We start from the raw sequence: 13,518 nt of genomic DNA, 5'->3' as shown, positions 1-13,518 counted from the left end.
CTGGATCAGCCGGCGGCGGTGGCGGCCTGCAGGCCGCCGGTCGAAGGGGGGTCGTCGGCGCCTGCGGCGGAGGGCGCCACGACGAGCTCGACGTTGTCGATCAGCCGGACCGGCCCGACGGGCACGGCGACGGCGAGCAGGGAGGGGCCGACCGGCAGCGCGCCCTCGCGCTCGGCGAGGGTCGCCGGGTCGGCGAGGGCCACGTACTCGGGGCGCAGCCCGGCGTCGTCGAGCACGCGCTCGGCGGCCGCGCGGACCGCGGCCGCGTCGCGCTCGCCGTCGGCGAGCAGCGAGGACGCGGCGTCGAGGGCCCGCGGGATCGCGACGGCCACGGCGCGGTCCTCGGGCCGCAGGCGGACGTTGCGGCTCGAGCGGGCCAGGCCGTCGGGCTCGCGGACGGTCGGGACGACCTCGATCCGGACGGGCACGTCGAGATCGCGCACGAGGCGCCGGACGACGAGCACCTGCTGGGCGTCCTTGGCGCCGAACACGGCGACGTCCGGGCCGACCATGTTCAGGAGCTTCGTGACGACGGTCGTGACGCCGTGGAAGTGGCCGGCGCCGCGGTGCGCGCCCTCGAGCCGCTCGGTCAGCGGTCCCCCGACGCGGACCTCGCTCGCGAAGCCGTCGGGGTAGACCTCCGCGACCGGCGGGGCGAAGAGCACGTGCGCCCCGGCGTCGGCGGCGGCGACGGCGTCGTCGGCCTCGGTCCGCGGGTACGCGTCGAGGTCGCCGGCGTCGTTGAACTGCGTCGGGTTGACGAACAGCGACACCACGACCTCGTCGGCCGCCTCGCGGGCCGCGGCGATCAGCGCGAGGTGCCCGTCGTGCAGCGCGCCCATCGTCGGCACGAGCCCGACCGTGCGGCCCGCGCGGCGCGACGAGCGCAGGTGCGTGCGCAGCTCGGCGACCGTGCGGATCGTCCTCACGCGGAGGCTCCGGTCAGGACGGCGCCGCGGTCGGCGGCGACGCGCTCGGTCGCCGCGGTGAGGGCGTCGAAGAGCGCGAGGTCCGCGGCGGGCAGCCGCTCGGCGACCGCCTCGCGCTGCCGGGCGACGGTCGCGGCGTCGCCGCGGGCGACCGGACCGGTCAGCGCGGCGGGGCCGTCGGCCTGCCAGCGCTCGAGCGCCACGCGGGCCAGGGGCGCCAGCGCCTCGCGCGGGACCCCGGCGCTCGCGGCGAGCCGCTCCGCCAGGGCCTCGACGGCCTGCAGGTAGTTCGCGGCGACGGACGCGGCGGCGTGGTAGGCCGCGCGATCGTCGTCGGCGACGGCGAAGGCGTCCATGCCGAGCGTCGCGGCGATCGCCCCGGCGAGGTCGCGCGCCCGGGCGGTCGAGCCGGCGATCGCGCACGGAGCGCCGCGGAGCTCGGCGTCCGGCCCCGGCACCGTCATCAGCGGGTGCAGCGAGAGCGCCTCGTGCGGCGCGAGCGGCTCCAGCGTCGTCGCGCCCGAGCAGTGGCCGACGAGCGGGCCGGGGGCGACGGCGGCGGCCGCCGCGGCGATCGCCTCGTCGGGGACGCAGAGGAGGACGACGTCGGCCCCGGTGCCGTCGAAGCCGCGCCCGTGGGGTCCGGACACCGACGCGCCGGCGTCGCGGAGGGCGCGGGTCAGCGCGCCGCCGAGGCGGCCCTGGCCGACGACGGCCAGGCGTGGGAGCGGCGCACGTCGTGGTGCGCTCGGACGGGTGTCCATGAGTGTTCCGGTCCAGCTCCCTGAGGGGGGATGCCGGTCGCGTGCGTCGAAGAAACAGCGGTCCTGCGGAGAGGTCCGTCCCGCGTCGCGGTGACGGCCGTCCTTGAGTTGTAGCACCCGCCGCGGGGAACGCCAACACCGCCGGACGGGACCCCCGGGACGGCGGGGTTCAGCCTGAAAACCCCATCGAGAAGCAGGGTTTCAGCGGTGGCGGCCCCGGGCGCCGGGGGCGCGGAGGGCGGCGGGACGACGCCGCCGCTCCTCCGCGACGCGCTAGCGGCCCGCGACGAGCCGGTCGAGCGAGAACGACCGGCTGCGCGACGGTCCGCCCTTGCGCGACGGGACCCGGGTCTCGACGCGGTAGAAGGCCGCCGAGCCGTCGGCGGGCGGGTCGAAGATCGCCGTGAAGCGGCCGGTCCGCGTCGTGTCGACGGTGGCCACCGTCCGGTAGCTCGTGCAGCCGGTCTGGATCCGGACGCGGACGGCGGTGCCGCGCCGCGGGTACGGGGCGGAGACGCGACCGGCGATCTTGATCTTCCCGCTCGTCAGCGACGACGACGTGATGTTCGTGCGGCGCGTGAGGCGGACCGAGCGGCTCGACGCGCTGCCGGACGTCGCCGAGTAGCGCAGCGCGAACGACGTGGCGAGGTAGCGCTTCGCGGGCGCGGGGACCGTCGCGCTGAACGTCCCGTCCTTGCGGACGGTGGCCGTGCCGGCCTGGCGCGTGCTCGCGCCGCGGCGTGCGACCCGGATCGAGACGCGCTTGCCGACGAGCGCGCTCTCGGCCACGCCGGTGACCCGGACGCCGGAGGTCGAGCGGCGGACGTCGAGGATCGACAGGCGGCGCTTCTCGCAGATGAGGCGCTCGGCGGCGACCTGGCCCTGCGTCTTGCCGCCGGTCGCGCCGGTGCCCCCGCCGCCGTTCGCGCCGCCGTTCCCGCCGGCGCCGCCGAGGGCGACGATCGTGACGCGCTTGCGGCTCGTCGTCGCGTCGCCGTTGGAGTCCTTGATCGTGATCTCGACGTCGTACTCGCCGGGCGGGAACTGCTCCGGCGGCAGGCCGGCGGTGCAGCTCGACGTGCCCGGGTCGATGTACGTCTGGACGCTGCGCGGCGTCCCGCCGACGGGCGCGGCCGTCGCGGTGCACTCCGTGATCGTCGCGCCGCTGCCCGGGGCCACCGGGAAGACGACGAGCGGTCCGATCGCGACCGGATCGCCGACCTGCGGGCCGGTGAGGACGATCTGCTTCGACACGCGGTCGGTCGAGCCGTCGCTGGCGACGGCGTCGATCGTCACGTCGTAGGTCCCCGGCGGGTACTGCGCGCGGGGGAGGTCCACGGAGCAGCGGCCGTCGGCGACCTTCCCGGGCAGGGCGACGGGCGAGCCGCCCGCGGGCTTCACGGTGATCGTGCAGGAGGTCAGCGTCGTGCCCTGCGCCAGGACGAGCGTCGCGCCGACGTTGCGGCCCGACAGCGTCACCTCCCCGAGGCCCGGGTAGCCGATCCGCAGGTCCGCGGGAGCGCTCGTCGCCTCGCCGGGGTCCGCGCCGTCGGTGACGGCGTTGACCGTCGTGCGGTAGGTGCCGGGCGCGACGTCGCGCGGCACGCTCGCGGTGCAGGCGCCGTTGGCCCACGTGCCGGCGATCGTGCGGGCGCCACCGCCGCTCAGCGGGGTGAGGGCGAACGAGCAGCGCGCGATGGTGCGGCCCGCCGGCGGCGTCACGGCCGCGGTGAGGGAGCGGGCGCTCGTGGTGCTCGGCACGCCGACGGTCGGCGGCGCGGGGATCGCGCACGGGGTGCCGTGGTCGTTGACGCTCGCGATCGCGAGGGAGACGTCCAGCAGCTTCACCTCGACCGGCGTGATGCCCTCGAGGACCTCGACGCGCAGCGCGGTGCGCGCGACGCCGTCGGCGGTCTTCACCTCGTGGCCGGGCGTGAGCCGGACGATGGGCCCGAGGGGCATCAGGGGGTCGGTGATCGTCTGCACCGGACCGGTGAGGTCGACGCTCTGGCCGAAGACCGCCACGTCCCCGATGTCGTAGGAGCTCGCGTACTGGGCCGCGCCGGCGGCGCAGGTCGCGCTCGCCCGCGCCTCCAGCGCCGAGACGCTGACGAGCTCGGCGCCCGCGACCGAGATCCTCAGCCCGGCGACGCGCGACGTGGACGCCGGCGCCTGCAGGCGCGGGACCTTCGTCGCGTCGATCGTCGTCGTGGCGCTGAGCGCGCCGAGATCGATGCCGAGCGGCGCCAGCTGCGTCGTCACCTGCGCGAGCGCGCCGCCGAGCGGCGTGGCGCCGTTGGTGACGCACTGCGTGCCGTCCTCGCCCGTGCGCAGGAGGCCCTCGATCGGGTCGAGGATCGGGTCCAGCACGACCTCGAGCGGCCCCGAGTTGACGTCGAGCGACTGCGCGCGACAGCTCCAGCCGTCCGTCGGCGGCGCGGCTCCTGCCGGAGCCGCGGTCGCGGTGGCACCGGCGACGGCCGCGACCAGCAGCGCGGCGAGGCGCGCGAGCCGTGGGCCTGAGCGTCGTGCGCTGCGGGGAGCTCGTCGGGTGCGGGCGGTGCGCGTCATGCAGGGGTTCCCGGGTCGCGGGGTGGAACGACGGGCGACGCGCGCGTGAGGCGCGTCACGGATAGGCGCAGTATGGGACATCCTCCCGGCGCCGTGGGCGTTCCTGGCGGGCCGGGCCCCGCGCGACCGGCCCCGGCGGTCGGCGCGGCGCGGGCCGCGGCCGGCCGGCGTGCGCGAGCGGTCCACTAGCCTCGGTGCCCGATGCCCGCGGGTCCGTCGAACGCCGCCGCGCCCGAGGACGACCCGACCCGCGGCGATCCGGGCTCCCGCCGCGCCGCCCTCGAGGCCCTGGCGCGCGACGCCCGCGGGTGCCGCCGCTGCCCGCAGCTGGCCGCCGCGCGCACGACCGTCGTCTTCGGTCGCGGCGACCCGGACGCCGACCTGCTGCTCGTGGGGACGGCGCCGGGACGAGCCGAGGACCGCCAGGGCCTGCCGCTCGTCGGCGAGCCCGCCCGGCTGCTCGACGAGCTGCTGCGCGGCGCCGGGCTCGATCCCGACCGGACCTACCGCACGACGGTCCTGCGCTGCCGCCTGCCGGACAACCGCGACCCGCTGCCCGAGGAGGTCGCGCACTGCGCCGGCTACCTCGCGCGGACGGTCGAGCTCGTGCGCCCGCGGGTCGTCGTCGCGCTGGGGGCCTTCGCGACGAAGCTCCTGCGTGGCGATCCCGCCCCGATCCGGCGCGTCCACGGGCGGGACGAGCTCCGCACGATCGGGCGCCGCGCGGTGCGCCTGCTGCCGCTCTACGACCCCGCGGCGGCGCTCTACGCCGAGGACGCGGTCGCGGCGCTGCGCGACGACGTCGCCCGGCTGCCGGCGCTCCTGACGCTGCCGGTGCCGCCCGACCCGGTGCCCGCGGCGACGGCGACCGCGGCGGCCGGCTCGACGCCGTCCGGCGACGCGCCGCTGGCACCGGCCGCGCCGGAGGCGGACGACGGTTCGCGGTCCGCCGCTCCGGCGTCGCCGGTCCCGGCCGCCGATCAGCTGCCGCTGTTCGGCGGGTCCTGAGAGGCAGGCCGTGCTGGATCCGCTGCCCTTCCGCTGGCCGACGCTCGCCTTCACCGTCCTGCAGGCGCTGCTCGTGCTGCTGCCCGCCGCCGGGCTCCCGCGCTGGGCCGCGCGCTTCGGCGGGCGCTGGTGGTCGCTCGTGCTGCCGGGGTCGATCGCGGTCGTCGTCGCGGGCCTCGCGGTCCTGCCGGACGCCGCGGACGTCCTCACCTGGCTGGCGCTCGTCGCCCTGCCGCCGCTGGCGGCGGCGACGCTCGGCTGGGCGCTCGTCGGTCGGCCCCGCCCCTGGTGGGCGCTCGGGGCGGTCCCCCTGCTCGTCGTGGCGATCGCGAGCGAGGGCGAGCGCGCGGGGGACATCGCCGCCCTGGCGATCACCGCGCTGAGCTGCGTGGCGCTCGGGCGGCTCCTCGTCGGGGCCGTGACGACCGCGACCCCGTCCGGCACGACCTGGATCCGGGTCGGGCTCGTGGCGATGGCGGCGATCGACGCGGTGCTCGTGTTCTCCAGCGCCCTCGACGCCCCGAACGCGACCCTGAACGCCGCGGTCCCCGCCGCCGGGTTGCCGCAGCTGCAGTACCTGTCGCTCGAGCGGGCGTCGCTGGGCTACGGCGACGTGTTCGTCGCCGGCGTCCTCGGCGCCGTCCTCGCGGCCGAGGGGGCGAGCCGGGCGCTGCGCGTCCGCGCCGCGGTGCTCCTGCTCGTCCTGGGGATCGCCTTCGACCTGCTGTTCTGGGTCGTCGACACGCTCCCCGCGACGGTGCCGGTCGCGGCGGTCGCGCTGCTCGCCGGCGGGCTGCGCGGCGTCGGACCGCACGCGGGGACCGGACCGCGCTGAGCGCCCGCCGGATCCGAGCCGCGGACCGCGGGTCAGGCCGGGCCGGCGCTGAGGTCGCGCGCCGGGGCCGCGGGCTCGGGCAGCGGCTCCTCGCGCACGCCGGGGGCCGGTCGGCTGAACCACGCGAGCCCCAGCGTCACGACGGCGGCGACCGCCTGGCCGACGAGCACGATCGTCGCGAACTCCGCGGCGCTCCAGCCCTGGCGCGAGAGGAGGGCGATCTCCACGACGGCGAGCGCGAACAGGGGCACGAGGTGGCGGTGGCGTCCGATCGCCGAGAGGTACTGCACGGCCATGAGCGTGATCGAGAGGAGGAGCATCGCGCCGCCGAGCAGCGGCAGCGCCTCCGAGGCGACGTCGAAGTCCGGCCCGAACGCCGTGCGCAGCAGGAAGCCGGGGATCGCGACGAAGATCGCGATCGCCGGCGTGCCGATGAGCAGCAGGAAGAGGATCGCGCGACGGAGGATCGGGTGCGGGTTCTCGCCCGCGACCGCGCGCCTGGTCGCCTCGGGCAGCAGGTGCAGCGCGACCCCGACGGCGACCCAGACCACCGCCTTCGCGGCCACGGCGGCGGCCGCGTAGGAGCTGGCGATCTCGTCGGCGAACTCGCGCTTGGCGAGGATCGTGTCGACGTTCTGCATGATCGCCACGAGCAGCAGCGAGAGGATCACCGTGCCCTCGGCGCGGGCGAGCGCGGAGAGCGGGGTCGGCCGGTCGCCCGCGGCGACCTCGCCGTGGACGTGCAGCCGCCGCAGCCGGCGATCCATGCCGAAGGCGAGGATGGCGAAGGCCGCCGGGGCCGCGGCGAACGCGCCGGTGACCTCGGTTCCGTCCCACACGATCGGCGCGACCGTGACGAAGACGAGCGCCGCGACGAGCCGCAGCACCGCCTCGAGCACGATCGAGCCGGCGACGGCGTCGAAGTCGCGCAGCCCCTGCAGCGCGCCGCGCTGCAGGCAGACGAGCAGCCACAGCGCGCCGGTCACCGGCAGCAGGCCGGCCGCCCCGCGGTGGCTGTCGACGCCGATGAGCTGCGCCAGCGGCGCGCGGAACACGACGCCGAGGACGAAGAGCACCACGGCGAGCACGAGCACCTGCCGCGTCCACGCCGAGACCTCGCGGTAGGGCTCGTGGTGCCCCTGCGCCGTCCAGCGGACGATCGCGCGCGCCGCGGCCGCCTGGATCGCCTGGCCGGACACCTGCATGATGAGGAACGCGGCCACGAGCGCCGCGAGGGACGCGTAGCCCGTCTTGCCCAGGAGGCGCGCCAGCAGCACCGTGAAGAGCAGCTGGATCGCGTTGTTCAGCATCGACGCCGCCGCCAGCTCGGCGGCGCGGCCGGTCTCGGTCGCGCGCAGGGCCTGGAGCCGCTGGAGGGAGGAGGAGCGAGGCATCGGAAGCGACGTCCCTGCCGGGTCGGCGGGCGCGGACGGCGGCCGCGCCGGGGCGAGCGGACGGACGGGGAAGGCTACCGCCGGTGCGCGCGCCGGTACCCGCCGCCCGTCCCGCGCGCGCTGGCCCGGCGCTCGTCGTGGTCCCGGCCGGGGCACCTATCATCCGCCGCGATGCACGGCCGGCACCGACCCGTGGTGGTGCTCCTCGCCACCGGCGTGGCGGCGCTCGTCCCTGCGCTGCCGTCCGCCGCCCAGGAGCCCGCCGTCGGCGAGCTGCTGCGCGATCCGCCGGCGCTGGAGGCTCCGTCCTCCGGGACCCGCTCCGACGACCGCGCGCCGTCCGGGCGCCGGACCGAGGACGCCGATCGCGACGCGCGGGCGACCGCCCGGCCGCACGCGCTCGCCGAGACCGGAGCCGACCTGCGCGGGCTCACGCTCCTCGGCGCCGCGCTGCTGCTCGGCGGCGCCGGCCTGCGGCTGCGGACGAGCGATGTCCGCTGGTGAGGCGCGTCCCTCCGGCGCGCTGCGCACCGCCACGCCGGCGGAGACCGAGCGCCTGGGCGCCCGGATCGCGGTGGCCCTGAGGCCCGGCGACGTCGTCCTGCTGCGCGGCGACCTCGGGGCCGGCAAGACGACCCTCGTGCGCGGGGTCGCCCGCGCCCTCGGCGCCGCGGGGCCGGTCACCTCGCCGACGTTCGCGCTCGCCCACCGCTACGACCTGCCGGAGGGCCGCCGCGTCGCGCACCTGGACCTCTACCGGCTCGCCGGTCTGGGGGACGAGGACGAGGAGCTCGTCGACGAGGAGCTGGACGGCGGCGCGATCGGCCTCGTGGAGTGGCCCGACGCGGTCGCGCCGCTGCTCGGCGACCGGGTGCGGCTGGAGGTCGACCTGCACCACGACGGCGGCGACGGCCGCCGGATCGAGCTGCGGTGGCGCCCGTGAGCTGGACGCTCGCCCTCGACACCGCGACGCCCACCACCGTCGCCGGGGCCCTCGGCCGGTCGCCGGACGCGGCCGCCGGCGCGCGCGAGACGCCCGCGCCAGGGGCGCGGCCCGACCACACCCGTCGCCTGCTGCCGCTCGCCCGCCGCGCCCTCGCCGAGGCCGGGGGCGCGCTGGAGGCCGTCGACCGGATCGTCGTCGGCCTCGGGCCGGGGACGTTCACGGGGATCCGGGTCGGCGTCTCGAGCGCCCGCGCGCTCGGGCTCGGGCTCGGGACCGAGGTCGTGGGCACCCCGACCCCGGCCGCGCTGGCCGCCGCCGCGCTCGGCGACCGGCCCGGCGGGGCGCCGTCGCCGGGCGCGGCGCCCGTCCTCGTCGTCCAGGACGCTCGCCGGCGGGAGCTGTTCCTGACGCTCGCCGGGCCCGGGGACCTGCGCGACGGCGGCGCGGGGCTCCTCCCCGCCGCCGTGCCGATCGCGGATCTGGAGGCGGCGCTCGCGGCGCTGCCCGTCCGCCCCGGGCTCGCCGTCGGCGACGGGGCCGCGACGCACCGCGACGCGCTCGTCGCCGCCGGCGTCCCCGTCCCGGAGGACCCGAGCGCGCACGAGGTCGACGGCGTCGTGCTCGCCGGCCTCGGGCGCCGAGTCGCCGCCCGAGGCCCGCAGGCGGTCCGTCCGGTGTACGTTCGCGGAGCCGACGCGATCCCGACGGCCCAGCGGTGAGCCCCCTCGTCCCCAGCCCGATCCCCGACCCCCGCGAGCGCCGCGGCACGCAGCGCGGCACGGCGGTCCAGCGGCTCGCGTTCGCCGACCTCCCGCAGGTGCTGGCGATCGAGCGGCGCAGCTACCGCGCGCCGTGGTCGCTGGCGATGTTCGTGCTGGAGACGGCGAAGCCCGGAGGCCTCTCGATCGTCGCGCGCTCCTTCTCGACCGGCGCGACGCCGGGACCGCCCACCGGCGGGCTCGTCGGCTACGCGATCGTCAGCCGCTACGACGACGCGTTCCACGTCATGAACGTCTGCGTCGACCCGAACCGCCGGCGCGAGGGCATCGCCCGGGCGCTGCTGCTGCACGTCATCGAGGCGGCGGGCGGCGAGCAGGCGCGCCTGACGCTCGAGGTCCGACCGTCGAACCGCGGGGCGCGCGGCCTGTACGACGAGCTCGGCTTCGTCGCCGTCGGCACGCGACGCAACTACTACCGCGACGACGGCGAGGACGCCCTGATCATGTGGCGCACGCCGGCCACGCTGCAGGGCCGGCTCGACGACATCCCGGGCGCCGAGGGCCCGGTGCCCGACCTCGCCGGCCCGCGCCACGGACGCGCGCCCGGGGTGCCGGGCTCGAAGGGCCCCGTCCCGCCCGACGTCGTCCCGCCGCTGCCCGAGCGCGGGGGACGCCGCCGGTGATCCTCGCGATCGAGACGAGCTGCGACGACACGTGCGCGGCGGTCGTCGACGACGACGGCACGATCCGCTCGAACGTCATCTCCAGCCAGGGGATCCACGACGCCTACGGCGGCGTCGTGCCGGAGCTCGCCGCCCGGGCGCACGTCGAGCGCTGCGACCTCGTGATCGAGCAGGCGCTGCGCGACGCGGGCGCCGCGCTGGAGGACGTCGACCGGATCGCGGTCACCCAGGGGCCGGGCCTCGTCGGCGCGCTGCTCGTCGGGCTGCAGGCGGCGAAGGCGCTGGCGCTCGCCCGCGACGTGCCGCTCGTGCCGGTCGATCACCTCGACGGCCACGTCCTCGCCGCGACGCTGCGGCCGCTCGCCGTCGAGCCGCCGTTCGTGGCGCTCGTCGCGTCGGGGGGACACACGTTCCTCTCGCGCGTGGACGGGCCCGACGCGATCGTCCGCCTCGGCGGCACGCTCGACGACGCGGCGGGCGAGGCGATCGACAAGGGCGCCCGCCTGCTCGGCCTGCCCTACCCGGGCGGGCCGGCGCTCGAGCGCCTCGCCGCCGGCGGCGATCCGGCGGCGTTCGCCTTCCCGACCGGGGCGAAGGTCCGCGGCCTGGACTGCTCGTTCTCGGGCTTGAAGACGGCGCTGCTCTACGCCGTGCGCGACCTCGGGGAGGAGGAGACCGCGCGGCGCCGCGCGGACCTCGCCGCGAGCTACCAGCGCGCGGTCGTCGAGGCGCTGGCCGTGCGCGTCGAGCGCGCGCTCGAGCGGACCGGGCTGCGCCGCGTGGCGATCGGCGGTGGCGTCGCGGCGAACGGCGCGCTGCGCGCCCGGCTCGAGGCCCTCGACGCCGACGTCGCGATCCCCGACCGGTCCCTCTGCACCGACAACGCGGCGATGATCGCGGCGGTCGCGCGGTTCCGTCCCGCGCTCGACCCCGACGCGGCGATCGCCCTCGAGGCGTACGCCAGCGGGCAGCGCGCCGCCTGAGGCTGAGCGGGCCGGGGGCGGTCCACGCGGCGCTCGACCGACTCGTCGGTAGGGTGGCGCCTCGACGTGCCCCCCAGGCGCTCATCCGTGACGGCGGCGGTCCTCGCCGCCGCGCTGCTGCCCGCTGCCGCGCCCGCCGGCGCGGCCGAGCCCCTGCGCCGCGGGATCGAGGCGGAGCGCTCAGCGCTGCCCGGGCGGGTGCTGGCCCGGCCGGGTACGTCGTCGGGTGCCGTCGTGCGGGTGCGCCTGGACCGCGGCCCGGTCGCTTGGCCGATCCCGCTGGCGGCGGGTCCGCGACTGGCGCTGCGCGCCGGCGGGTGCACGGGTCGGATCGGGGTGCGCGTCGACGGCGGCCCGCGGCGGACGGCGCGGACGCGCCGGGCCCAGCGGCGGATCGTGCTGGCGCTGCCGGTCCGCGCCGGGCGCCGGGTCGTCGTCCTGGAGCGCCGCGGCGACTCCTGCGCGACCGTCGACGTGGACCGCCTGGACCTCGATCTCGACGCCGTTCGGATCACCCTCGGCGCGGCGCTGCGCCCCGAGCAGCTCGACCGGCCGGGGGTCGCCGACGCGTTCCGGCGCGAGTACCGCTTCGCGATGACCGAGAACGCGCTGAAGATGCGCACGACGCAGCCCTTTCCCGGCTTGTTCCTCTTCGACGCCGCCGACCGGCTGCGCGGGCTCGCCCGCAGCGTCGGCGGCGGCCTCCACGGCCACACGCTCCTCATGCACGACCAGCTGCCGGCGTGGCTCGACGACCGGATCCAGGGCTGGACGCGCCCGCTGCTGCTCGAGGCGCTGCGCCAGCACGTCGCGGCGCTCGTCGGCCGCTACCGCGGAACGGCTCGGACGTGGGACGTCGTGACGGAGGCGATCCGGCCGGACGGCTCGGACTGGCCGTCGATCTGGCGGCGGGCGATCGGCCCGGACGTCGTCGAGCACGCCTTCCGGTTCGCTCGCGAGGCCGACCCGGGCGCGCGGCTCCTGTACTCCGACAACGCGATCGAGAACCCCGGCGCGCACCGCGACGGGGTCCTGCGGATGCTGCGCCGGCTCGTCCGGGCCGGCGCGCCGATCGACGGGGTCGCGCTGCAGGGGCACCTGAAGCCCGAGATCGAGCTCACGCCGGCGCAGCTCGACGACACGATGACCCGGATCGAGGCGCTCGGCCTGCGCGTGCAGTTCAGCGAGGTCGACGTGCCGCTCGGCCTGCCCGTCACGGCGGCGTGGCGCCTCTACGGCGCCCGGGCGTTCGGGATGGTGGCCGACGCCTGCTGGCAGCACGCGTCGTGCGACGCCCTGGGCGTGTGGGGCGTGACCGACGCGACGAGCTGGTGGGGACCGGAGCGCGAGGCGCTGCCGCTCGACGCCGCCGGGCGACCGAAGGACGCGATGCGGCGCCTGCGGCTCGGCGTCCGGGGTCGGCTCGTGGCCGAGGACCCGGTGCCGCCGTCGGCCGGGGCGCCGCTCGGCTCGGTCGTGCCGGCCGCGGGTCGCTTCTGAGGCCTCGGAGCCCCCCGCGACGGGCGGTCGTGACTCGTGACTCGTGACACTTGGCACGACCATGTGCCGTTCTGCGACGATCACGAGGTGTCCGCACCCGAGGTCGTCGTCTTCCTGCGTCCAGGCTGCCACCTCTGCCACGACGCGCTGGAGGACCTGGAGGCGCTGCGCGAGCAGGAGCCCTTCACCGTCCGCTCGGTCGACATCGAGCGCGACGACCGGCTGCACGCGCGCTACCTCGAGCGGATCCCGGTCATCGCGCTCGCCGGCGAGGAGCTCTGCGACTTCGCCGTCGACGGCGAGCGCGTGCTGCAGGCGCTGCGCGACCTGCGCGAGCGCGTCGGGGCCGGCGCGGCGCGCCGCCGGCCGACCGTCGCCCCGCCCCGCGAGCGCACCGCCGAGCCGCTCCTGCGCGCCAGCCCGGTCCCCGTGGAGCGGGTCAGTAGGATCGCCGCGCCGCCGATGCCGACCGCCGAGCCGACCCTGGCCCCGACGCCAGCCCCCGCGACCGTCGGCAGCGTGCCGGGCGCCGCGGGGAACGCGGATCCGGCCGCGCCGCGCCTCGGCGCCGGGCAGGCCGAGCGGCTCTCGCGCTACCTCCAGGTGCTGACGCAGGCGCGGAAGATGGGCCGGGCCACGATGAGCTCGCAGGAGCTCTCCGCCCACACCCACGTCAACAGCACGCAGATCCGCCGCGACCTCTCGGGCTTCGGGCGGTTCGGCAAGCGCGGCGTCGGCTACGACGTCGAGGAGCTCGTCGCGCGGATCCGCGGGATCCTCCACACGAACCAGCGGGTCGGGATCGTGCTGCTCGGTGCCGGGCACCTCGGCCGCGCGATCGCCGGCAGCGACGTCTTCGCCGACCACGGGTTCGAGGTCGTCGCGGTGCTCGACAACGACCCGGCGAAGATCGGCACGCCGATCGGCGAGCTGGAGATCGGCGACGTGCGCCACCTCGCCGAGGTCGTGCGCGAGGGCGAGGTCGTCGTCGGCGTCATCGCGTCGCCGGCGAAGGCGGCGCAGGGGCTCGCCGACGAGCTCGTCGAGGCCGGCGTGCAGATCATCTTCAACTACAGCGGCGCCCTGCTCCGGACGCCGCCGAACGTCGCCGTGCACACCTCGAGCCCGGCCGTGGACCTGCTCCACGCGCTCTACTACTACCTCTCGTGACCGACCCCCACGTCCG

At 77.5% G+C, this 13,518-nt stretch carries 13 protein-coding genes; 9 read left to right on the top strand and 4 right to left on the bottom strand.

Going from position 1 to position 13,518, the window contains the following annotated elements; translation table 11 throughout:
- Nucleotides 1-5: 5 nt before the first annotated feature.
- From panC to SK069_RS03010, 3 genes are all read right to left on the bottom strand, one after another.
- Entirely contained in the window at nucleotides 6-929 is a 924-nt protein-coding gene (panC, locus tag SK069_RS03020) for a pantoate--beta-alanine ligase (protein ID WP_319952698.1), read from the bottom strand.
- Nucleotides 926-1,693, bottom strand: coding sequence for a DUF2520 domain-containing protein (locus SK069_RS03015; protein ID WP_319952697.1), 768 nt, complete (start codon nucleotides 1,691-1,693; stop codon nucleotides 926-928). Before SK069_RS03015 ends, panC begins: the two co-directional genes overlap by 4 nt.
- Before the next feature lie 273 nt (nucleotides 1,694-1,966).
- On the bottom strand, nucleotides 1,967-4,264 hold the full coding sequence (locus SK069_RS03010) for a hypothetical protein (RefSeq protein ID WP_319952696.1): 2,298 nt from the start codon (nucleotides 4,262-4,264) through the stop codon (nucleotides 1,967-1,969).
- Between the two features lie 201 nt (nucleotides 4,265-4,465).
- On the opposite strand from SK069_RS03010, the gene SK069_RS03005 reads away from it, so the two are divergent.
- A complete protein-coding gene (locus tag SK069_RS03005; RefSeq protein WP_319952695.1) occupies nucleotides 4,466-5,272 on the top strand; it encodes a uracil-DNA glycosylase in 807 nt (268 codons plus the stop codon).
- Nucleotides 5,273-5,282: 10 nt separating this feature from the next.
- The gene (locus SK069_RS03000) at nucleotides 5,283-6,107 is read left to right on the top strand and encodes a hypothetical protein (protein ID WP_319952694.1); all 825 of its coding nucleotides are present in this window, start codon (nucleotides 5,283-5,285) and stop codon (nucleotides 6,105-6,107) included.
- 32 nt (nucleotides 6,108-6,139) lie between these two features.
- Here the strand turns inward: SK069_RS03000 and SK069_RS02995 are convergent, their stop codons facing one another.
- On the bottom strand, nucleotides 6,140-7,501 hold the full coding sequence (locus SK069_RS02995; RefSeq protein ID WP_319952693.1) for a lipopolysaccharide biosynthesis protein: 1,362 nt from the start codon (nucleotides 7,499-7,501) through the stop codon (nucleotides 6,140-6,142).
- Between the two features lie 171 nt (nucleotides 7,502-7,672).
- Here SK069_RS02995 and SK069_RS02990 point away from each other — a divergent pair, with 171 nt between their 5' ends.
- The 7 genes from SK069_RS02990 to SK069_RS02960 all read left to right on the top strand — a co-directional run bounded on the left by SK069_RS02990 (nucleotide 7,673) and on the right by SK069_RS02960 (nucleotide 13,502).
- Complete coding sequence (locus SK069_RS02990) at nucleotides 7,673-8,005, top strand: hypothetical protein (protein WP_319952692.1); 333 nt, start codon at nucleotides 7,673-7,675, stop codon at nucleotides 8,003-8,005.
- The gene (gene tsaE, locus SK069_RS02985) at nucleotides 7,992-8,444 is read left to right on the top strand and encodes a tRNA (adenosine(37)-N6)-threonylcarbamoyltransferase complex ATPase subunit type 1 TsaE (RefSeq protein WP_319952691.1); all 453 of its coding nucleotides are present in this window, start codon (nucleotides 7,992-7,994) and stop codon (nucleotides 8,442-8,444) included. The genes SK069_RS02990 and tsaE overlap by 14 nt, the downstream gene beginning before the upstream one ends.
- The gene (tsaB, locus tag SK069_RS02980) at nucleotides 8,441-9,166 is read left to right on the top strand and encodes a tRNA (adenosine(37)-N6)-threonylcarbamoyltransferase complex dimerization subunit type 1 TsaB (protein WP_319952690.1); all 726 of its coding nucleotides are present in this window, start codon (nucleotides 8,441-8,443) and stop codon (nucleotides 9,164-9,166) included. The genes tsaE and tsaB overlap by 4 nt, the downstream gene beginning before the upstream one ends.
- A complete protein-coding gene (gene rimI, locus SK069_RS02975; RefSeq protein ID WP_319952689.1) occupies nucleotides 9,163-9,849 on the top strand; it encodes a ribosomal protein S18-alanine N-acetyltransferase in 687 nt (228 codons plus the stop codon). Before tsaB ends, rimI begins: the two co-directional genes overlap by 4 nt.
- Nucleotides 9,846-10,832, top strand: a complete 987-nt coding sequence (gene tsaD / locus SK069_RS02970; protein WP_319952688.1) for a tRNA (adenosine(37)-N6)-threonylcarbamoyltransferase complex transferase subunit TsaD — start codon at nucleotides 9,846-9,848, stop codon at nucleotides 10,830-10,832. The genes rimI and tsaD overlap by 4 nt, the downstream gene beginning before the upstream one ends.
- Nucleotides 10,833-10,919: 87 nt before the next feature.
- Nucleotides 10,920-12,332, top strand: coding sequence for an endo-1,4-beta-xylanase (locus SK069_RS02965; RefSeq protein ID WP_319952687.1), 1,413 nt, complete (start codon nucleotides 10,920-10,922; stop codon nucleotides 12,330-12,332).
- Nucleotides 12,333-12,419: 87 nt separating this feature from the next.
- Complete coding sequence (locus tag SK069_RS02960) at nucleotides 12,420-13,502, top strand: redox-sensing transcriptional repressor Rex (RefSeq protein WP_319952686.1); 1,083 nt, start codon at nucleotides 12,420-12,422, stop codon at nucleotides 13,500-13,502.
- The last annotated feature ends 16 nt before the right edge of the window (nucleotides 13,503-13,518 follow it).

This window comes from Patulibacter brassicae (genome assembly GCF_033949425.1).
GTDB classification, from domain to species: Bacteria; Actinomycetota; Thermoleophilia; order Solirubrobacterales; family Solirubrobacteraceae; genus Patulibacter; species Patulibacter brassicae.
This window is presented reverse-complemented; position numbering and strand designations above follow the sequence as displayed.